The 20,781-nt window shown below is 41.3% G+C and carries 17 protein-coding genes and 1 pseudogene; 5 read left to right on the forward strand and 13 right to left on the reverse strand.

The genetic code is table 11. The features are described 5' to 3' along the window. Window positions 1-110: 110 nt before the first annotated feature. The 3 genes from hetF to V7K41_RS06230 form a co-directional block, all read right to left on the reverse strand. A complete protein-coding gene (gene hetF / locus V7K41_RS06220; RefSeq protein WP_334846485.1) occupies window positions 111-2,657 on the reverse strand; it encodes a cell division protein HetF in 2,547 nt (848 codons plus the stop codon). A 2,082-nt stretch (window positions 2,658-4,739) separates the two neighbouring features. Then, window positions 4,740-5,495 (reverse strand): FHA domain-containing protein, encoded by a 756-nt coding sequence (locus V7K41_RS06225; protein ID WP_334846486.1) that lies wholly within the window; start codon window positions 5,493-5,495, stop codon window positions 4,740-4,742. 797 nt (window positions 5,496-6,292) lie between these two features. Next, complete coding sequence (locus V7K41_RS06230) at window positions 6,293-7,888, reverse strand: serine/threonine-protein kinase (protein ID WP_334846488.1); 1,596 nt, start codon at window positions 7,886-7,888, stop codon at window positions 6,293-6,295. 192 nt (window positions 7,889-8,080) lie between these two features. Between V7K41_RS06230 and V7K41_RS06235 the strand changes: the two genes are divergently transcribed. Then, window positions 8,081-8,335 (forward strand): hypothetical protein, encoded by a 255-nt coding sequence (locus V7K41_RS06235; RefSeq protein ID WP_334846490.1) that lies wholly within the window; start codon window positions 8,081-8,083, stop codon window positions 8,333-8,335. A gap of 7 nt (window positions 8,336-8,342) precedes the next feature. Here the strand turns inward: V7K41_RS06235 and V7K41_RS06240 are convergent, their stop codons facing one another. The 4 genes and pseudogenes from V7K41_RS06240 to V7K41_RS06255 all read right to left on the reverse strand — a co-directional run. Then, complete coding sequence (locus V7K41_RS06240; protein ID WP_292748868.1) at window positions 8,343-9,173, reverse strand: phytoene/squalene synthase family protein; 831 nt, start codon at window positions 9,171-9,173, stop codon at window positions 8,343-8,345. A 1,093-nt stretch (window positions 9,174-10,266) separates the two neighbouring features. Next, window positions 10,267-10,710, reverse strand: coding sequence for an acyl-CoA thioesterase (locus V7K41_RS06245; protein WP_334846491.1), 444 nt, complete (start codon window positions 10,708-10,710; stop codon window positions 10,267-10,269). 41 nt (window positions 10,711-10,751) lie between these two features. After that, window positions 10,752-11,339 carry a TetR/AcrR family transcriptional regulator gene (locus tag V7K41_RS06250; protein ID WP_334846493.1) on the reverse strand — a complete coding sequence of 196 codons (588 nt, stop codon included), beginning with the start codon at window positions 11,337-11,339 and terminating at the stop codon, window positions 10,752-10,754. Between the two features lie 271 nt (window positions 11,340-11,610). Next, a pseudogene (locus V7K41_RS06255) lies at window positions 11,611-11,784 on the reverse strand (NADH-dependent alcohol dehydrogenase); the annotation flags it as partial. Window positions 11,785-12,621: 837 nt separating this feature from the next. Here V7K41_RS06255 and V7K41_RS06260 point away from each other — a divergent pair. Beyond that, window positions 12,622-13,419 (forward strand): sulfite exporter TauE/SafE family protein, encoded by a 798-nt coding sequence (locus tag V7K41_RS06260; RefSeq protein ID WP_334846495.1) that lies wholly within the window; start codon window positions 12,622-12,624, stop codon window positions 13,417-13,419. 57 nt (window positions 13,420-13,476) lie between these two features. Here the strand turns inward: V7K41_RS06260 and V7K41_RS06265 are convergent, their stop codons facing one another. Further along, entirely contained in the window at window positions 13,477-14,139 is a 663-nt protein-coding gene (locus V7K41_RS06265; protein ID WP_334846497.1) for a cadmium resistance transporter, read from the reverse strand. Window positions 14,140-14,561: 422 nt separating this feature from the next. Here V7K41_RS06265 and V7K41_RS06270 point away from each other — a divergent pair, with 422 nt between their 5' ends. After that, window positions 14,562-15,248, forward strand: coding sequence for a cadmium resistance transporter (locus V7K41_RS06270; RefSeq protein ID WP_334846499.1), 687 nt, complete (start codon window positions 14,562-14,564; stop codon window positions 15,246-15,248). A gap of 260 nt (window positions 15,249-15,508) precedes the next feature. On the opposite strand, the gene V7K41_RS06275 is transcribed toward V7K41_RS06270, so the two are convergent. From V7K41_RS06275 to V7K41_RS06285, 3 genes are all read right to left on the reverse strand, one after another. Further along, window positions 15,509-15,856, reverse strand: coding sequence for a hypothetical protein (locus V7K41_RS06275; RefSeq protein WP_334846501.1), 348 nt, complete (start codon window positions 15,854-15,856; stop codon window positions 15,509-15,511). A gap of 781 nt (window positions 15,857-16,637) precedes the next feature. Further along, a complete protein-coding gene (gene cysK / locus V7K41_RS06280) occupies window positions 16,638-17,600 on the reverse strand; it encodes a cysteine synthase A (RefSeq protein WP_334846503.1) in 963 nt (320 codons plus the stop codon). 18 nt (window positions 17,601-17,618) lie between these two features. Then, the gene (locus V7K41_RS06285; RefSeq protein ID WP_334846510.1) at window positions 17,619-18,101 is read right to left on the reverse strand and encodes an RrF2 family transcriptional regulator; all 483 of its coding nucleotides are present in this window, start codon (window positions 18,099-18,101) and stop codon (window positions 17,619-17,621) included. Between the two features lie 213 nt (window positions 18,102-18,314). Between V7K41_RS06285 and cysE the strand changes: the two genes are divergently transcribed. Both cysE and V7K41_RS06295 read left to right on the forward strand, forming a co-directional pair. Then, window positions 18,315-19,043, forward strand: a complete 729-nt coding sequence (gene cysE, locus V7K41_RS06290) for a serine O-acetyltransferase (RefSeq protein WP_442943140.1) — start codon at window positions 18,315-18,317, stop codon at window positions 19,041-19,043. A gap of 191 nt (window positions 19,044-19,234) precedes the next feature. Then, entirely contained in the window at window positions 19,235-19,825 is a 591-nt protein-coding gene (locus V7K41_RS06295) for a Crp/Fnr family transcriptional regulator (RefSeq protein WP_334846504.1), read from the forward strand. Window positions 19,826-19,853: 28 nt separating this feature from the next. On the opposite strand, the gene V7K41_RS06300 is transcribed toward V7K41_RS06295, so the two are convergent. Both V7K41_RS06300 and V7K41_RS06305 read right to left on the reverse strand, forming a co-directional pair. Beyond that, a complete protein-coding gene (locus tag V7K41_RS06300; RefSeq protein WP_334846506.1) occupies window positions 19,854-20,006 on the reverse strand; it encodes a hypothetical protein in 153 nt (50 codons plus the stop codon). Next, on the reverse strand, window positions 19,969-20,781 hold an 813-nt coding region (locus V7K41_RS06305; protein ID WP_334846508.1), incomplete at its 5' end, for a WD40 repeat domain-containing protein. The genes V7K41_RS06305 and V7K41_RS06300, both read right to left, overlap by 38 nt.

The following is a 20,781-nucleotide window of genomic DNA, read 5'->3' on the forward strand; positions in this document are numbered from 1 at the left end:
GCGACCAACGAAAATTTTTTGAGTTGCATTTAGCTGCTGATTTTCAGGTACAACTCTTAATTTACCTGTTTTTAGGCTTAACCGAAAAGTATTGACTCCACCACAACATATTACTGTTCTTCACCTTTTTCCTGAAGGAGCGATCGCCAATCTTCAATCGCCTTCTCCGTCCACAGCCAATTTTTAGCTAATTTATCTACCTGGAAATTTTCTCGATCGGACTTGAGAACCGTTTGCCGCAACTTCATCGCTTCATTCAAATATTGCGTCTGCTTACCATTAGATTGACTAAGTGCAGATTTATACAGTCCAAGAGCTAAACCAGCATAAGAAGTTAAAGCATCTTGAGGAACTGCTGTATTTTGGGATGTTGAATTTGTGTTCTGTTCTTTGAGAGCTAAATTCAAAGCCTTGAACCAAGAATCATTGGCGCGATTCAGATTGCCTTCTGTATAGTAGGCAAATCCCAAAGCGTTATTATACAAAAGCGATTCGGGTTTAGCTTTGGCAGCAGTTTCCCAATAACGACGGGCATCATCAACACTATAGTTATTGTCTCCAGTTTGGATAGACTGCCACGCCAATCTTCCCTTGTAAAAATTCACAGATGGATCGTCAGCTTGTTTACTGGGAATTAGTTTTAAGGAAGTTTCAGCCGCAGCCAGTGCGCCCCGATTGAGTAGTTCTTCTACAGCCAATAACCCACCTTGCAAGTCACCCTGACTCAATTTTTCCGTAGCAGTCGCGGTGACAATTCCAGTTGCTTCTATTCCTAAATCGATGTTCGGCTGCTTTTGAATCGGTCGAGAATCAGGTAGAGACTGGGTGGGAATTTCTGGTATTTTAGGCAGTGCTTGGGGGCGATTTTGCCACCACCAATTTAAACCGATCGCAGCTGCTAATGCACTGATCCCCACAACACCCACAATCGGCCACAGCTGACGGCGACGGGTACGATTTCTTGGTGGGGGTGGTTGCGATGCCTGCGGCGGGCTTTGCCTACGCGAAAAATTAGAATTTTGCCAATTTTCTTCAAGGTTCCCAGGAGTTGCAGGTGGCGGTGGTGAAACTTCTCCCCACAAATCTGCTGACTCTTCTGAGGAAGTCATTTCCTCTGAAATCTGGCTTTGGTGAAGACTATTTTCGCTAATTTGTCGATCTGGTTCAGTTGCAGCTTTTTGGTTATCTAGCTGACGAAACAAATCCGAAACTATCGCAGAATCTTCTTCATAACTTGGGTCATCATACTCAATTTCATCAACCAGATCGCCCCAAGTATCTTCACCCAGCCAGTCTAACCCAGAAGAGTCCCGCGTCAAACCAGAAGGAATCATGTCCTCCATTCCTAAAGGTATCTCGCTATCATCAGGCATACCAGGGTACATCGTAGAAGTTGCCCCTAAAGGCGAACTATACTGATTCAGTGACTCTCTACTTGCGGATACCTCAGTTTCCTGACTTAGAAAACCGTCAAATTCTGGCTGAAGATATAAAATCGGTAATGCCCAGTACATCTGGTGAGAACCATAAGCAGAAATTAATCCTTGGCGCACCCGACTTACACACAAATCTACTGGATATCCCTGACTTAAGTTGCGGTAAAACAATTGTGTGAGCGTCAACGCTACTTCATCAGGAATCCGTTCTGACATCGCCAAAACGCTTCTAATTCCGCGCTTCACCAGACTTTCTGCTAAGTTTCGTTCGCCAGTATCTCCAGAGGGATTGGACGCTGCGATGTATGCCCCCAAGCAGGAATTAAACACTGCCATTTGGATATTATTGTTGACGAGCAAACCTGCCAAATCGTCCCCAGTCAAGATTTCTGTTAAGCCAGTTCTGCGACTAACAAGATAAATTTCTCCGCCATTTGCACCTAAGTTACTATGACCAGAGTAGTGGAGAACGTGGTATCTACCTTGTTCTAGGGCTTGCGTCAGTTCTTCCCGTCCTGGTTGGTCTAATACAGTGAGTTCAATTTCAGGGAAACGATTGCGACCTTCACCAGGTCGTAACGTTTGACGGTGAAGTTCCGCTTGCAGTTTAATCGCTTCCTGTTTCTGTAAGTCAAGACGGACTTGATCTGAGGGAGAAGCAATTACCATCAAGACTTTGACACCACCTTGTTCTAGTGGTGTGGGCATATTTTGCGTAGGCGTAGCCCCCCGCAGGGATCGCAAAGGAGAAGCCCCTAAAATTCCACTTTGGAAGCGAGAAAAAGCCACATAAGGCCCAGTAGCCAGAGGGCGATCGCCTGCGTGCATTACTTCCCAAGGCAAACGAGCTAATCTAGTGTCTTTTAACCCTAAACGTAACCGTAGTACTTGTTGATGGTTCTGGGCAATACCTTGGGCAGTAATCCAACTATCTCTGAGAGTGCCTTGAAATAGGGCATTATAAAATTGTTGACCCAATGCCACTAAATTCACAGAGTTTCTGGCGATATCGCTTTCATGCCCGCCAGAGGTAAATGGATCTCCTTGCAACACCGAATTCAACGGGTCATTCATCAAATGCCCAGCAGCCATTAACCAATCAGCTATAGGCCAAGTCACCAATTCTTCTGCCAATGGTACCCCAGGCGCGACTTGTTCCGTCCGCACCAAGTAGTCATTTTGCCCTACTGGGGTTACGGAAATATGGAATTCCTGGGTCACAACTTCTCCTGTCCGCCTCCTAAATCTGGTTTGAAACGCGAAAGTTTCAAGTCGATTTTTCGCTTCCTCTGATAATTTAGATGCATCGCGCCCCTGAATGTTTCTGATTCGGTGTCGTTTTGGTTTTTCTGCCTTTACAACTTTATCCGGATCGGATTACTTGGGTCTAGAACACTTAATTGGTAGATGCACCTTGATCTTCAACTCCCCTAGTTGGCTAACACCCACTGGGGGTTTTTTTATTTTTGGCAAACAACAGCAACTTCTGACGCAGATATTCTCTACCAGAAAATAGTGCTTAATCCTAGAATACTTGATTAATAGATGGATGTCCCTCGATCTTTAACTCCCCTAATTGAGTTACAGCTATTTTCAGGTAAATAGACGACGCGGTAGGGGCACAGCATTGCTCATTGGTGTCAACTTAAGAAAAAATCTGCTTTGAGAGGACGTTTTGCCCTCATCCCCTAACCCCTTCTCCCAACTTGGGATTCGGGGAACTAGAGAATTTGCTCCCCTCTCCCAAAATTGGGAGAGGGGTTGGGGGTGAGGGTCAAACCTGGAAAGTTCGCCAAATCTAGCTTATACGTTAAGTTGACACCTATGAGCATTGCTGTGCCCTTACGACAGATGTGGTTCAAATACATGAAAACTGCTGTAATATCCACTTTTGTTTTTTTTGACACACGACAACAATCAATTTTTTAATAAATTTATCCGGAGCATGGTGGTTAAACCTAGAACATTTAAGTGGTAGATGCACCCTGATAACTAGCTCCCCTGGTTGGCTAACGCCCACTGGGGGTTTTTTTATGAAAATTGAGTGCTATTGATTAACCCTGACACACCCATTTTGTAAAACAGCGCACCGAGCGTTTAATTGGTAGGTCTGTCCTGATAACTAACCCCTCTGAGGTTTTTCTTCGATCGATAAACAGTAACAACTTCAACCTCTGCTAATTTATCCGGTAGCAACCCATTTATTTTAGAAAAGATTATTGGTAGATGCACCCTGATAACTCACTCCCCTGGTTGGTTAACACCCACTGGGGGTTTTTTCTACTTGCGTCACCGATAACGAATGCGTCTGGTAGAGAAATGTTAGCGAGTCTTTTCCTCTCAAAGACGCTACGCATAGCTTGCTTCTCCAAAAGGGTACGAGCTTCACAGCCCATTGTAGACATCGCCTCTGATTTAGTTTTTTTCCCGGAAGATGCTGGCTACCCCTAGAAAAGATTATTGGTAGATGCACCCTGATAACTCACTCTCCTAGTAGGTTAACACCCACTGGGGGTTTTTTTTATTTAAAAAATAACTGACCCTGATAACTCACTCCCCTGATAGGTTAACACCCACTGGGAGTTTTTTCTACTAGTTGCCTTACCAATAGCGATCGCAAATGCGTCTTGCAGAGAAATCTTAGCGAGTTTTTCCTCTTAGAGATGATACGCATAAGTTGCTTCTCCATAGAGGTATGAGCGTCACAGCCCCTTGTAAACATCGCCATCAACTCTAATTTAGTTCATTTTTACCGGAAGATACTGGCTGCCCCTAGAAAAGATTATTGGTAGATGCACCCTGATAACTCACTCCTCTAGTAGGTTAACACCCACTGGGGGTTTTTTTATTTAAAAAATAACTGACCTTTGTCCAAATTTATCCGGAGTATGGTCTTCAACCTGAGAACATTTAATTGGTAGATGCACCCTGATAACTAACTCCCCTAGTAGGTTAACACCCACTGGGGGTTTTTTTGGCGTAGACGCGTAGCGGTGCTACTGCTGGTAGACCTTGAGTATCCTTCTGTTGCCAGGATAGAGCATAAATTACTCACTCAATCTCTGAATCGCTTTCTTTTTATTTTGAGCTAGAGATGCCATTCTAAAATGATTGCTATGATATTTAATCAAATTCTTAATTTTTTTTATATATTTTGACGAGTTCCCTATTCCTTGTTCCTTTTTAACTTTCACTATTTGTCTGCTTATCTGTCTCAGCAAACCTTACCTTCTTACTCAGCACAGACTCACAGACTAAATGTCAAGCTACCGCTAACAGCACTCCTGAAGCAATTGAAAACTGCTAGAAGTTCCAATTTTTTAGCTGGCTGGTATTAGACGCTGTTTGTGTGGTAAACAGGCGGTCTAAAATTTCTGATTTCTGTTCTGAACTGAAGTTGTCATAAAAATTTTCAACCTTCTCAACTATTCCAAAATTTCTAAAAGCCTCTAAATTAGAATCTGATTTTTCAGTTAGAGATTTTTGTTTATTCTGGGAATAAGTAAGCATATCTACTGTATGATTATTCCTACGATGCACAAGCTGCATCAATAAATCCATTGCAACAGTTGGCAGAACACGGTAGGTAGAATTCACAAAAAAATCAAAAGTCATATTTCCTAGACGGATGCGATCGCCATCTTTGAGCTTGATCGGCCTAAGAGCGCGATTACCATTCACAAACGAGCCATTGGTACTGTTGAAATCAATTAAGTAAAAGCCTTGCTCGTCAATATGCTGAATCGCAGCGTGGCGACGAGACAGATGACTGTCAGCAATGTAAATACCACTGTTGCGATTACGACCTATCGTCCAGATTTGTTGTGGCTGTCGTAAACTCTGAGTCTGATTGTCGCTCAAGTTAGTCATCAGATAAACAGCAGTATTATCCACTACACCATGTACGTAACCCACCTTGACTCTTCTCAACGACGGTTGAGATAGGTTTTCTAGCTGAAGAATTTCATCTAGAAGGCTGCTGTGGTGTTCATACAACTTGAGGAATACTTGATATAAAGTTAATCGCCGTTCTATTTCTCTTTGTGCAAAGTCAGTCATTATACGTAAACCTTATACTACCTGATTTCGGTTGTGATATACTTCTCCAGCCTACAATCAGGGATAATTGATTTTTTGCTTTTTGCTGCCATCTGAAAAATTTAGTGCTTTAGAATCATTTTATTTTAAAAATTTTAGGTGTGAGATTTGTTGTTGTTTATAGCCATAAAAAGCATGGAAATATTTTTATGAAATTATTGTGATGCTTTATTGTTTATTGTAAATAATCATTTGTTATTTGTAACAGATCAAAATCATAAAGATTTCATGAAGAATTGACAAATATCTACGTGTTTTTACTAGATAATTGGATATTTCTTAATATTCGTGATAGTGACAGCTACCGAGCAACCTAAACATTATATATATTTGGTCAATTCTGAATAAATCTAAGTTTTTATCGAGAATAATCAGGGCTAATTTTCCCAGATGTGAGAAAAGTTCAGCTTTGTGATTCTTAGAAAATAAGCGTTTTAAAATTGTTAATAAAAATGGAGAGCTTAAAAGCAGAGAATTGAGGCTATTCTGCTAATCTCAAATAATTGATTTCAATAAAAAGGGTTCATCCGTCAGGATAATCTAGAATCTAATATAGGAGAATATTCGGATATAGCAAGCGAATTAAAGGTTAGGACATAATGACTTGCGTGGATGTTAGGAATAGTAATGTTTTACCTCCTGCCTCCTGCCTCCTGCCTTCTGCCTCCTGCTATAAAACTACAGCGACAAGAGAGGCTATTCCCGACGAATTGGAAAACCCCATCCGTCTATAGGCTGGGGTAGTTCACACTTTAAAATCACAACAAGCCTCGTTTCCCATTGGGACGCACGGTCATCCAATTTGTTTTTGCTAGTGCTAGCTGCTCATCAGAAATTTTGGCACTGGTGAGATTAGCACCACATAGATTAGCTCCTCGGAGGTTAGCATTACTGAGATAAGCATTGCTAAGGTCTGCACCTCGCAGGTCTGCTCCTTCTAAATCAGCATGGTTAAAGTATGCTTTGCTCAAATTAGCATCTTTAAGATTTGCTCGAGTGAGACTGGCTCTGCCAAAGTCACTATTGTGAAGATTAGCTCCTTGAAGATTGGTTTTTTGCAATTGAGCAGAATGGAAATTTGTTTGAGATAAATCAGCACCTTGCAGATTTAGCAAATTTAAATTGTGTAAGGCAAAATCTCGTCTTCCCTTCAGATAAGCTGTTAATAAACCTTGGGTATCTAACTTCCGCCCAACTTTAGAATTTTGAACTTGTGAACCATTGCTGTTGCTAGTGAAAGTCGTTGATTTGGCCATCCCAGAACCCTGGTGTAATCCTGCGGCTTCTGCGGTCTTAGCCCGTCTAGCACGAATCGCTGCCGCTACCTGTGCCACTCCAGCACTAGTAGCAGCAGGGTTGTTACATAAAACAGCAGAATTTTCCAGGTGGTTGTGTGTTCGCTCTTTAGATCCATTATCAGATTTAATCAGCAAACCCTTTGCTAAACTATCTAAGTATGGTTCTATTTCTAATGCTCTAAGAACTTCTGCTGCTGACTGATAGCGATTACGTACAGACACCTCTAACATTTTTCGCAACACATTGCTTAAGTGATTGCTCACTTGCACAAGTTGCTCCCACATCATCTCGCCAGTGTTGGGATTGTAATCTAAATCTTTAGGAGTTTTGCTAGTCAGTAAATAAATGCATGTCACCCCCAATGCATAAATATCACTGGCGTAGACTGGACGCATAGCCATTTGCTCTGGAGGTGCAAAACCAGGAGTACCAATAGCATACGCAGTTAATGCTGTCTGTCCTGATGGACTTGTCGCACTTTGGCTAATTTGGTTTTTGACGGCACCAAAGTCGATGAGTACCATTCTGGCATCTTGGGTGCGGCGGATTAAGTTGGCTGGCTTAATATCACGATGAATCACCTTTTGCTCGTGGATGTATTGCAACAGTGGCAAAATCTCGCTCAAAAATTGCTTGACTCCAGTTTCGCTCAAGATGCCGTTAAGTTTAACCTCCTCTTGCAAGGTATCACCACTGATATATTCTTGAACTAAGTAGAATTGTTCGCAATCTTCAAAATAGTCTAACAATCTTGGTACTTGGGGATGATTGCCAATCTTACCTAGAGTTTTGGCTTCTCGTTCAAAGAGTTCTCTGGCCATCTGCAAAACGTGTGCAGCGCTTCCTGATGGGCGTAATTGTTTGATTACGCAACTCGGTTCTCCTGGTAAGCCTCGATCGTTGGCTAGGAAGGTCGCTCCAAAGCCACCCTGACCTAATGGTTTGATCGCCTGATAGCGATCGCGCAACAGTAGTTGCGAGCCACAAGACTGACACCTTTGGCTATATACCAAATTTTCTGGATTGGAACAGGTAGGATTTAAGCAGTAGCTCATGCACTCTCAACTCGCTGCACGAATAATTACGGGGAGTGTTATACTCCCTTTCAATTATTTAGACATTAATCAACTCTTGCCAGGTAATTTTTGCTGGAAATCCTTTGAAGAGTTCCTAAAGTTTAGCTGAGATTACCTAAAGCGATCGCTAAATAAGATTATTTATTATACTTACATTGGCAAATACTGTTTATGCTACTTTCTACCAATTCTTCTCTCAAGGCTTGTGAGGTGCATCGTGCTGTTATCCCATTCAGAAAATCAGCTTTAATCTGGTTTGTTTGCATGGGAGAATTGGTATTTAAAGGTATTGGAGGGCAGTGCCCAACGCCAGTTACTATATTGGAGAAATCCCAAGACCGCACTGGCTACCCTACAGAAAATCGCTGTAGAATTTTGGATGCCCAAATTTGGAGGCAATTTAGAATCATCTCCATTAGTCATTAAGAGATTATTAGCTAGCTTTCATGTTCACACTAATCAGCTGTTCGATAAGTGCAAAAACATCACTGCGGCTGAGTTTCTCTTTACCATTAGCAAGGGCGTCAAGAGTGCCGTTTGCCAAGGTGAAGGGGATTTGACAAAAATCTAAGGCTGGCCCAGTAGGAAGGTCTTTGATATAAGCTTCTGCTAGGGCTAGATTGCGCCGAGCATACTCTTGCATATTTTCTGCACTCCAACCTTCTGGGAAGAATTCTACCCCACGCCCCAAATCTTCAGTATGGTTACGCAAGATATTGACTGCTTGTAAACCCCGACCAAAACCAATTGCCTGGGTACGGTTCGTTTGTGTTCCATCATACCAAGTCCACAAGTCAGAAAGTAACAGTCCCACTGCACCTGCAACTCCAAAGGTATAACGATCCAAATCAGATTCTGTGTAAATTTTCCAGTTTTTTTCTGCCCAGTAAGCCATTCGGTCTGCCATTGCAGCAGTGGCATCCCAAATTCGAGGTGCAATGGTGTCTGGTGCTAGCAGTGACCATTCTCTAATCCTCAAAGTGACTTCTTCTAATGAATTCTCATACCCACTAAATCCTGCAAAGAAAGCATCTACCGCGAAGCCATCAACTCCTGCCTGTAATGTCAGGCTAATCGTTCTTAACAGCTTTGCTTTAGTAGCGTTATCTAGTTCGGGATGATCTTCAATTTCATCAATAGCACGCATACACAAATATGCTGATGCTACTGCTTCTTGTAATCCTGGCGGTAAAACACTAATTGGGATATAAAAAGTTCGGCTAGTTTCTTTGAGGATTTGCAATGCATCTCTACGTAAATTCATGTTTTCACTCCCCACTTGATTTTGGCACCACATGAAGTTTGCAGTTTTTTGATGATACTGGATATAGTTTTGACTAAACCTTAAAAACTATAGACTATAAGATACGCTAGTATTTCATTTAAAAATTGATAGTTTTTGGTGTTGCAATTAACAGAACTCTCAAATTTATCAAAGTCTAGTCTAGTATAGAGGTTTTTGGGTGCAAAAGTGTTTGAAGTGTCGTTTAATAGAGCTTTCATAGAATTTTAGTATACCTATAAAGAATTATGGTAATATTTGGTTGGATATGACGAAATTTTTCCATAAGCAAACATCCATTTTAGAGATTTGAAAGGGCTTGAAGTCTGCGTTAATCTGACTAACAAAGTGTAATTATTGTATATATAAAGACAATTCAGGAAAAGCTGAGAACGGATAACAGCATTTGTACATACCTTTGGATGGGTACAGTGGTTTACTGAAGAGTTAGGGTTCAGTTAAATTGGACGACATATAAGGCTGCAATGCCTGAGTTGGACTATACCTAATTAATTGGAGTCAGAACCGCCTTGCTATTCAAAGTGACATAAAGTGACCAAAATTCAAAACAAGAAGTTCCCGTATATTTACGAGATTGACAATAAAAAAGTTAGCTGTTTGCCCACTCAACACAATATTTGTGAATATTTGACCTCTCATATCATGTCCGCTTGATTGCTTATTAAACCCGAATAACCCCAAAGAGCTTAAGCTACAACTTCGTCTCCCCTCCTTGCTTGTCTACGCTGCACACACAAGTCTTAAAAACCTAAACTTGATGAGGTTTTCCTCGTTCCCATACTCTACATGGGAATGAGATGAATAGTAAATCGAGCTTTTTTCGACTTGTGTACATACTAGCCCCGCTTACAGAGAGGGGATTTAAGGAGAACCATCAAGAAATTAGTAAGTTTTTAGAGACTTCTCCCAGTCTGCTTTTACCAAGGGGAGGTGCCGCAGGCAGTGGAGTTCTTTCGCGTATTCATGAAGAATCGGTATTATAGTCCAGATTATATTGACAAACAAACCGAACAGTCTGTAAAAACTCAAAAAAATATTGAAGTATTCTTAATTATTAAATTTTCTGAATCCCTTGTTGATACTGTAAATATTTTTTCTGTAATTCCTCTGGAATGGGAATAAGACGATTATTTTGCAGACTGACAAAACCACCTTTCTGGCTAGCCACTGCTGCTAACTCATTGTTAGATAAAATTTCAGCTTGCACAGTCCACTTTAAGCGTCCTAAACTACTCAGCCACAAACGTCCAATCACCCGATCAATAATCTTTATCGGACGTTTATATTCAATTTCAGTTCCGGCTAGAATCGGTGTATATCCTAGCTCAATTTGTTGATTGAGTTGCCAATGTTCATCTAAAAACTTTAGACGTAAATCCTCTAGCCATCTGATATACACGATATTACTCACAATTCCCATAAAATCAATGTCGTATGTTTTTACAGGAATTGCTAATACTACTTCTAATGGTCTGTGTAAGTTGTTATTTACTAGCATTATTTCTCTTGATATTTTTTAATACTGCTCGGTCTATTCAATTAAAGAGAAGTTTCCAAATATTGAATCAGGTGATTAATTACCCTATGGATATGAATTGAATCTCCATAAAGCTTGCTGATCATTATGCCTCCTTCTAGTGTTGCGATGATGATGGTAGCGATTTCATCAGCACTCACTTCAGGGCGAATTTCACCCTTTTCAATTCCTTTTTCAATAATTCGACAAATTAGATGCAGCCAAGAGTTCATCGCTTGTTGAGCACGTTCTCGCAACGCCGGATGAGCATCATCACTTTCCACAGCAGTATTCAGCAGTGGACACCCTCCCTTGATCGGTGGATTTTCTGCGAAGCTACTAAACACCTTAATGATTGTTTGCAGACGTTCTACTGCGTGGTGTTTGCTTCGTAATGCAAATCTAGTATGCTGCTTAATGCGAGCGATCGCAAAATCAAAAGCCTGTAATGCAAGATCGTCTTTGCTTTGGAAGTGATTATAAATTCCTCCTTTCTGCAATCCAGTTACACGCATAATGTCTGACATCGATGAACCTGCATAGCCCTGTTGATTAAACAGTTCGGCTGCTTGCTGAAGAATTCTGGTTTTTGTTTCTTCGCCTTTAGACATTACAGCGATTTTGATAGTAGGGAGTTTATTGAATTGAAAATTGCTATAAATAAAATATTACCGACCGAATGGTTTGATAAAATTAGCATGATAGTTGCTTGCAAGTCAAGCTTTTTTCAACACTGAGTAAAGAACTAGGCATTGGCTATTCCTCAAACTCATTTGGCATATTGTAAGAGTTTTTGCCATTTGTGATCGCGCCTAATTGTCAGGGTGCTAGATACCACAATAGTCAAAGTTTGAGCACGATCCAAACCATGCAGTGCTGTCAATTCCGTCCAGCCAATGCAGACTTCACCTGGTCATAGACGCCGTTAGCTTTGATGCTACCTCTACCATAAGTAATCAAGATTTTGGCATTATCAGGAATTTCAGCAGCAATGTTGGCAATTTGACCTTTGCCAAACAAGATTTTGACTGGATTGCAAAAAACAAAATTTGGAATTATCCCTATGCTTATTACAGCAGTTTTCATGTATTTGAAGCACATCTGTCGTAAGGGCACAGCATTGCTCATTGGTGTCAACTTAAGAAAAAATCTGCTTTGAGAGAACGTTTTGCCCTCATCCCCTAATCCCTTCTCCCAACTTGGGATTCGGGGAACTAGAGAATTTGCTCCCCTCTCCCAAAATTGGGAGAGGGGTTGGGGGTGAGGGTCAAACTTGGAAAGTTCGCCAAATCTAGCTTATACGTTAAGTTGACACCAATGAGCATTGCTGTGCCCCTACCGCGTGGTCTATTTACCTGAAAATAGCTTTAACTTGTAGGTAAATTTTTGAGCAACCAGTCCGTAGTGAGTTTGACGGACTGCGGTGTATTTTCCAGATAATTGAGCGATATACAACGCGAATACGCTGGACGTTTAATCATGCTTACTAGTAAAATACGGTAAGTGCATCGTCTTACGAGGTTTTGTATGTAAAATCGCAGAAAAACCCAGTTAGAAGTTGAGTTTAGCAGAGCAACTGACCAATAAGCAGTTATCAAAGTCTGTTTCAACTAAATGCCAGTCGTTATGCTTACAAAAACTTCCACACAGGTTTTAAGTTGTCCAGGAGTCCTTGAGAAACGCAATAACTTGTCATAACTAGCCCTATCTACCACTGGGCTATAGTTTGGCTGAGTTACTGCTCTCTAGCTGCTCGTAGTTAAGTCAGTGAAAATTTATCAAGGCTTCGTTTAGGGATTTAATCAACTCCTACCGACGCTGCTCACTTATAGAAGTGAGAGACTCAACAGGACTCTGATAACTGATAACTAATTGTTGAAACCCCCGAAGAGTATGCACTATTTATTACTACCGTTCTTAAGCTTTTTTGTTGGTATCATCGTTGGTTTGACAGGAATTGGTGGAGCGTCTCTCATCACCCCAATGTTGATTTTTATTTTTCAGGTTCCGCCTTCTATCGCTGTGAGTTCTGATGTTGTGGCCGCCACCTTGATGAAAATTGTTGGTAGTGTCAAGCATTGGGAACAGAAAACCCTTGACACAGAAGTTGTCAAATGGCTGGCATTTGGGAGTGTTCCAGGCTCATTGTTCGGAGTGGGGATTTTGCACTTCATTAAACATACAGGTGAGTATAGCCTGGATAATATCTTGCTCCGTTTGCTTGGCGGGATGATTTTGCTAGTCACAGTGTTAGCACTAGTGCAATTGTTGTTATTGACTTTTTTCCCCAAATTTAATTTACCCGAACTGCCAAAGTTAGACTTAGAAACTAACTTTGGTCGATTTATGACAATTATTTTGGGAGCAATTTTAGGCTGTTTGGTTGGTCTAACTAGCGTCTCATCAGGTTCAATGTTTGCCCTAGTGCTGATTGGGTTTTTCCGCCTTGATGCCCGGAAGTTAGTGGGTACAGATATTTCACACGCAGCGATTTTACTGCTGTTTACAGCCCTTGGTCATCTGAGCTTAGGAACAGTTGATTGGAGTTTGGTACTCCCTATATGGCTAGGCTCTGTGCCTGGGGTATTACTAGGTGCTAAAATCTGCCAGGTAGCTCCCCAGCGCCCACTACGGTTTATTATTTATACCATTTTGATGATGGTAAGTTGGAAATTAGTTCATCAGGTGTAACCAATTTGAGATTTCCAATTGCAAATCCAGCATTCAATATCCAACATCCAATATTGATTAACTTCTTACCCAAGGTAGTAGAGTGAATGTACCTCGTTCGTACAGAATGAACAGACCCAAGCCAATTAACACAAAAGGTACAATAGCGTTACCGTAGCGACTTAAAATATCAGCAATAGTAGGTTGACGGCTTAAAAAATAAGCGATCGCACACCAAACCCCTACCATGATAAAAAATATACCTAGAATTACTCCCAAACTGGCAAGATTGTGACCTGCGAACAAAGGGATATATATACTAATATTGTCACCACCATTAGCGATCGTTACTGCTGCCACTTTATAGGTTTGGGGATGCAAAACACTCAAAATAAAAGACAATACTGGATTAGTAGATGTAGACTGTCTAAAATCAGTACTAACTGTTTGAACTGTTATAGTTTCTTCTTTTTTAGATACTAATTGCTGAATACCAATAGCAATTGGTAACAATCCTAGCAATCCTATCCATTCTCGCTGTACAACCAATCCCCCAAAAAATCCTGGTAAGCTAGCGATGACAATGGCTGTAAAACCCAGATATTGACCGAGTAAGATATGCCGCCGCCGAAAGTTAACATCTACCTGTGAAAAAAAGATTAACAAGATAATGATGTCATCTATGTTAGTGGCGATGAAGGCAATTATCCCTTCACTGAAGGCTGTCCCTAGCTGACTCATGCTGGATTTTTAGAACCTACAATTTATCACCATACCAAATTCACTAATTCGTAATTCGTAATTCGTAATTATTGGGTTGAAGTCCCTTACCAAATTATATTTATTAGTGGTCTAGAAGAAAGTTGGGGTCTAAATTACCAACTAATTCAATTACAAATTATTTTAACCTTCTAGCACAACTAAGCTTTAAAATGACAAAGTAATTATCCTCACAAGTAAGCCGGCGGGAAAATTTACAAGTATGTAACCAAAAGTTAATCATAGTCATCGTAGAAAACAGAATAATAATCGAAGTTATCTAACCCTAACCCCACAACCAAGATAACAGCTTCCCTAGCCTCAAAACTATGGGAGGTTTGGAATTAGACTAAGTAATACTTAAACAAGAAACCAAGTTTTAGTGATAAAAAAAACCAGGAAATATGAACGAGTTAGTTACTGCAATTACTACAGGGTCAATTGCGTTCATTGCCACTAATATTGATGATATTGTCATTCTATTATTGTTTTTTTCTCAAATAAATGCTAACTTTCGCCCTCGGCATATAGTTACTGGTCAGTTTCTAGGTTTTACGGTTCTGTTAATTCTTAGTCTTCCTGGTTTATTTGGTGGGTTAGTTTTATCCAAAAGCTGGATTGGATTACTTGGTTTACTACCAATGTCCATAGGTATCAGTAGTTTAGTGAATCGTGAAGAAGATTCATCAAAAGAAGTTGTAGCTGGAACAGAAGAAACTGAAGCATCAACAATTACTAGTTTTTTTTCTCCCCAAGCTTATGGTGTGGCAGCCGTTACAATTGCCAATGGTAGCGATAATATTAGTATCTACGTGCCTTTATTTGCTAGCAGCAACTTAGAGACTTTTTTAGTAATTGTCGGATTATTTTTTCTATTGTTAGGAGTTTGGTGCTACGCTGCATCCAAATTAGCTAATAACAGAGTAATAGCTAATGTATTGACTCGTTACGTTAATAATCTTGTGCCTTTTATTCTGATCGGATTAGGCGCTTTTATTGTATTAAAAACTGAAGCTTTGAGTCCAATCAAGTTAGCTGCTAGTTGTTGCTGTTTAACAGTTTTGGTAAAAAATGATCTTGCTAGCCATTAACAACAAATAATTTAGAAGCAGAATTTAAGATGCTCTGTTTCCGGTTAGTAGTTAGAGGATGTCTGAGAGGTATCAAATATTGGTTGCTCCCTCCTTACCTCCTTAAAAAATGGGGAATAAGAGCCTTGAAGTCTCCCTTTTTAAGGGGGATTTAGGGGGATCTCTGAGCGTTCGATATATACAAAAAACTTTTCAGACATTCTCTTATAATTCAGCTTTTGAGAGGATTCAAAACAACACCTGTAAAAAAGCCATCACTTTCATTCGCATTCCTTAGAGGAGCGATTTATAGTAGGAAAGGGCAATGTCTTTTGAAATTCCTTAATTGCCTCAATATGAGTTTGAGTTATATTTACATGCTCCTGTACTGCCTCTGTAAACACTTCTGTTGAGCCATCTTCTGCTAATCTTTTCGTCAAATCTTTGACTTTCTGCGCCTGCTTCTGAATGCTTTCTCCGCAATCTTCGATGCGTTTGCCTTGTTGGTGACTAGTTTGGTCATCTGTTTGTAAACTCTCACCTAACTCTTTTACTGCTTTGCCTTGCTCAAGTAATTCCTGAGCATGTTTCTGTGCAGTTTGTATAGTCTGCTGGGAAACTTTATGCATAACGTGAATCCTTGTATTGCAATTTGATTAAAATAATTTCAGTGCAAAGTGATTTTGTTTACTAATGTCTATTAAGGAGCGATTGCTACAATAAAAAATTTACCCACTAAAAAATTATATCACTTGTTAAAAACTTACCAACCTATCATTCGACAGATTAGAGTCATATATCAAAAGGTCAAGATTAATAACTATTGAAAAATTTTCAAAATCAAAGCGATCGCTATTGCTAAGAGGTTGTTTTAAAAGTGTTTGGCTGTGATTTTAGGCACTTTTAGATCCCCCCTAACCCCCCTTAAAAAGGCTACCGTGTATACACAAATCCTATATCCCCCCTTATAAAGGGGGAAAACAGAAAAAATGTTGTTCCCTCCCCTTTATAAGGGGAGGGTTAGGGTGGGGTAAAACCGAGATTTATCAACTACTTGAGACTTGTGTATACACGGTACCCTTAAAAAGGCAAGAACCAGAGTCAAAGTCCCCCTTTTTAAGGGGAATTTAGAGGGATGTAGAACTTTTGATACCGACAAGTCGCTATATATTGTGACTAATCCTCTTTAATCACTATCGGTAGAGAAAAATCTAAAACCCTTATTTCTCATGACTTTTATCAATTTAGACGTAGGTTGGGTTGAGGAACGAAACCCAACACCCAAAGACCTTAGAAAAGTTGGGTTTCACTTTGTTCAACCCAACCTACATTTATTTTTCTTTCCCCAAAGTGATAGAAGAGGGCTAATCAACTATCCAATAGGTGTAACACACGCTACAAAATCAAATATTAAACTTTACTCAACCACTCATTCTCCTCTGGGTCTTTGAATAGTGAGGTGCTGAGGTAGCGTTCGCCGAAGCTAGGCTGTATCATCACAATGAGGCGACCTGCATTTTCTGGCCGTTGTGCCACTTGAATAGCCGCGTATAAAGCAGCGCCAGTAGAAATCCCCGATAGTAATCCTTCTTCTTTTGCGAGGCGACGGCTATAAGCGATCGCTTGTTCATCCGCTACCTGAATCACTTCATCTACCACTTCTGAACGGTAAATTGCTGGGACAAATCCTGCGCCAATACCCTGAATTTTGTGAGGCCCTGATTTCCCCCCTGCTAATACTGGGCTGTTACTTGGTTCAACTGCGATCGCTTTAAAACTCGGTTTCCGTTTTTTAATAACTTCTGCAACTCCGGTAATCGTCCCACCAGTACCCACTCCCGCCACGAGAATATCTACCTCTCCATCGGTATCATTCCAGATTTCTTCGGCTGTGGTTTCGGCGTGAACTTTCGGGTTGGCGGGGTTGCGGAACTGCTGCAACATATAAGCATTGGGCGTTTGAGCTACAAGCTGTTCTGCATGAGCGATCGCCCCTCGCATCCCTTCTACCCCCGGTGTTAACTCTAGTTGAGCGCCATAAGCTTTGAGCATAGATCGTCTTTCGTGGCTCATTGTGTCAGGCATCGTTAGAATGAGATGGTAGCCCTTAGCAGCTGCCACCATCGCTAGCGCAATTCCTGTATTTCCAGAAGTTGGCTCTACTAAAACAGTTTTTCCGGGGTGAATCAAGCCTGCTTCTTCCGCCGCTTCCACCATACTCGCGCCAATCCGGTCTTTCACAGAAGATGCTGGATTCATGCTTTCTAGCTTCACCACAATTCGAGCAACCGCTCCTGAAGCTTGGGGAATCTTGTTTAATTGAACTAAAGGAGTTCGGCCGATTAACTCTGTGATATCTTTCGCTATCCGCATGTGGGTACTCCGTCGTGTCTAAATATAATACATTGGACTCTGCTGGGCGCGAGTTTCTCTTTCCTCGCACAAGTCTTGGAGTGTATAACGACCCAAAACTTCAATTGAGGCAGCGTTAGCTTGCTGCCAAACTTCATGTACCAGAGTCTTTTCTAGAGTGGAAGAGTCAGAGGTATCTTTCTCTTTCCGTTCACCTTCTACCAGAGTGACAATTTCAAGCAAAGTGATCTGCCAAGGTTCGCGAACTAAAACGAAACCTCCTTTAGAGCCGCGTTGACTCTGCACCACACCAGCACGCCGGAGGTTGGTCAAAATTTGTTCCAGATAGCGTTCGGGTATGGGTTGCTTGGCAACGATCTCGCTCATGGTTAGAGGAAGTTTTTTCCCGTGGTGGCTTGCCAGTTCTAAGAGTGCTAGCAGCGCGTATTCCACTTTGGAAGACAGATCCAAGAGAGCGTAGTTTTGGCTATTCAAGACTGTACTCAATATACTACGGTGAATTGAGGGACTTATCGCAGTTTATGCGAAATTAATTTTTTTCAACTGTGGAATGTGATAGCATCCCACTTATTACCCACAAAAGCACTATACTTTATCGACTTACCGTAGATTGTGTAATGACACAATTCCCATAAATTACTCGATCTTTTTGTGGGAATTATCCTGAGTTTCTGTTTTCGGAACCTCACCTACCAACAAAAATCTCAACAGAGTATGCTACTAACTGATTTGCAAACCATTTTTGAGCGTGACCCAGCAGCTCGTAACTGGCTAGAAGTATTGTTTTGTTACCCTGGACTTCATGCCCTAGTGTTTCATCGATTGGCACACTGGCTGTATAAAATTGGAATTCCTTTCATACCAAGATTCATCTCTCATCTTAGTAGGTTTTTAACCGGAATTGAAATCCATCCTGGGGCATTAATTGGTCAGGGAGTGTTTATTGACCACGGGATGGGAGTAGTGATTGGTGAGACTGCGATCGTGGGTGACTATGCCCTAATTTATCAAGGCGTCACCCTTGGCGGGACAGGGAAAGAAAGCGGCAAACGCCATCCAACTTTAGGCTCTCATGTAGTTGTGGGAACGGGTGCGAAGGTTTTGGGAAATATTCAAATTGGCGATCGCGTCCGTATTGGAGCAGGTTCTGTGGTGCTTAGAGATGTGCCCAGTAACACTACTGTAGTTGGGATTCCAGGGCGTGTGACTCGTCAGAACAACTTACCTACCAATGTTCTTGATCATAATAAATTCCGTGACGTAGAAGCTGAAGTAATCCGCGCTTTATTTGAACGCGTCAAGTCTCTAGAGAAACAGTTTGAGCAATTAGAAGATCAATCAAGTTTGTCCCCAACTGAGCTTGGCGACGAATTAACCGACAACCCTAAGAGCAAAAACTCTGATGGGATGATTGAAGATTTTCTTGATGGTGCGGGAATTTAATTTAGGGCATTGAGCATTGGGCATTGGCAAAGAGGAGGCAGAAGTTCTTTAATTTTGAATTTTGAATTTTGAATTTTGAATTGATTGCTCCCCTGCCCCTCTGCTCCCCTCTTTAAAATACCCATAGGTTCTTAGAACCTGATATAAATATAATACTACGGTTCATTTATCGGAGAATAGTTTTATATAATATGGTGTCTTTGTACACAAGCTTCTCTAGTTCAAACAGTAACAATACTAAGCAACTTTTTGCCCGTAGGTCATTTTTACCAGAGCATCATAACGACCTTTGGAAGATTGAAACGGGTTTTGTGAGAACTTTTAGCTATCTGGAAGATGGTACAACTGTTGCTCTAGGATTGTGGGGGCCTGGAGATGTCGTTGGTAAGAGTTTGTCAAAATTAGAACCTTATCAGATGGAATGCCTAACTAAAGTGGAGGCAACAGTTTTACCTATAGAGGAGTGGACTGAACTAACAGAAACTCTACTTGCCCATATCCAACAGGCTCAAGAATTGACGATCATTCGTAGCCATAAAAAAGTCGATACTATGCTCATCAAGCTATTGGCATGGTTATCCAAAAAGTTTGGTTCGGAAGTTGAGAAGGGACGTTTAATAGATATGCGTCTGACTCATGAAGACCTGGCGGAAATGCTCGGTTCAACTCGTGTGACTATCACTCGTATTCTTGGGCAGTTTGAGCAAGAGGGCTTGATCGCTCGTCTTTCTCTACATCGAATTGTGTTGCGAGAAGAAGAAATTTGGTACTATGAAATTTAAATTATTTCAGTAAAACCAACTATCGCCGTCAGCATTCAACTTGCATTCCCAACAGATCGCGGTAAAAGTGTAGACTCTGCTCGGTGTTGGAAATGGCGATCGCACTACGATCGATTTCCAAAAACAAGCGATGACGGATGCGTTTACCTTGGGTTCTCTGTGGGTACTGATTGCCAAGCAAGGGGATGTTTCCAGTGCGATGTGAAATTAAGTTGAACTGCTTGGTTAAAGTCCTCCAAAGCTGCTGAAAAAGCTTTCTCTTTTAGCTTTCCTGCACCTTGGTTGTTCAACTGTTTAGGGCATTGTGGATTCCATACATATTTTTGACAAGTTTGGTGGGCAATTTCTACATCACCGCCATTTTTAAGATTTTGAAAGACGGAATGATAATGTAACCTGTTGCAGCAAACTTGCAACCATTCTTGCCACCCACAGTTCCACAAGCGCACTGTTCCATCAAGACTACCACTGGCAATCAGTTTACCATCAGGGCTAAAAGCTGCGGAATTTACCCAATACTCATGCCCGCGCCAAGGTTTAGTGATGGGGTTGCCCCCAATATCCCACAAGCGGATTGTTAAATCATTGCTGGCACTGACAATCCACTGACCATCAGGGCTAAAGGCGACAGAATTAACTTCTTTTTCATGCCCGCGCCAAGGTTGAGTGATGGGGTTGCCCCCAATATCCCACAAGCGGATTGTCGAATCATTGCTGGCACTGACAATCCACTTGCCATCAGGGCTAAAGGCGACAGAATTAACTTCTTTTTCATGCCCACGCCAAGGTTGAGTGATGGGGTTGCCCCCAATATCCCACAAGCGGATTGTCGAATCATTGCTGGCACTGACAATCCACTGACCATCAGGGCTAAAGGCGACAGAATTAACTTCTTTTTCATGCCCACGCCAAGGTTGAGTGATGGGGTTGCCCCCAATATCCCACAAGCGGATTGT

The sequence above is a fragment of the Nostoc sp. genome (assembly GCF_036917415.1).
In the GTDB taxonomy this organism is placed as follows: domain Bacteria; phylum Cyanobacteriota; class Cyanobacteriia; order Cyanobacteriales; family Nostocaceae; genus Nostoc.

Excerpts from the sequence above, each read along its gene's own strand:
- V7K41_RS06225 (WP_334846486.1), bottom strand. The coding sequence starts at position 5,495 with ATGACTGACTTTGCACAAAGAGAAATAGAACGGCGATTAACTTTATAT.
- V7K41_RS06230 (WP_334846488.1), bottom strand. The coding sequence starts at position 7,888 with ATGAGCTACTGCTTAAATCCTACCTGTTCCAATCCAGAAAATTTGGTA.
- V7K41_RS06235 (WP_334846490.1), top strand. The coding sequence starts at position 8,081 with ATGCTACTTTCTACCAATTCTTCTCTCAAGGCTTGTGAGGTGCATCGT.
- V7K41_RS06240 (WP_292748868.1), bottom strand. The coding sequence starts at position 9,173 with ATGAATTTACGTAGAGATGCATTGCAAATCCTCAAAGAAACTAGCCGA.
- V7K41_RS06245 (WP_334846491.1), bottom strand. The coding sequence starts at position 10,710 with ATGCTAGTAAATAACAACTTACACAGACCATTAGAAGTAGTATTAGCA.
- V7K41_RS06250 (WP_334846493.1), bottom strand. The coding sequence starts at position 11,339 with ATGTCTAAAGGCGAAGAAACAAAAACCAGAATTCTTCAGCAAGCAGCC.
- V7K41_RS06260 (WP_334846495.1), top strand. The coding sequence starts at position 12,622 with ATGCACTATTTATTACTACCGTTCTTAAGCTTTTTTGTTGGTATCATC.
- V7K41_RS06265 (WP_334846497.1), bottom strand. The coding sequence starts at position 14,139 with ATGAGTCAGCTAGGGACAGCCTTCAGTGAAGGGATAATTGCCTTCATC.
- V7K41_RS06270 (WP_334846499.1), top strand. The coding sequence starts at position 14,562 with ATGAACGAGTTAGTTACTGCAATTACTACAGGGTCAATTGCGTTCATT.
- V7K41_RS06275 (WP_334846501.1), bottom strand. The coding sequence starts at position 15,856 with ATGCATAAAGTTTCCCAGCAGACTATACAAACTGCACAGAAACATGCT.
- cysK (WP_334846503.1), bottom strand. The coding sequence starts at position 17,600 with ATGCGGATAGCGAAAGATATCACAGAGTTAATCGGCCGAACTCCTTTA.
- cysE (WP_442943140.1), top strand. The coding sequence starts at position 18,315 with ATGCTACTAACTGATTTGCAAACCATTTTTGAGCGTGACCCAGCAGCT.
- V7K41_RS06295 (WP_334846504.1), top strand. The coding sequence starts at position 19,235 with ATGGTGTCTTTGTACACAAGCTTCTCTAGTTCAAACAGTAACAATACT.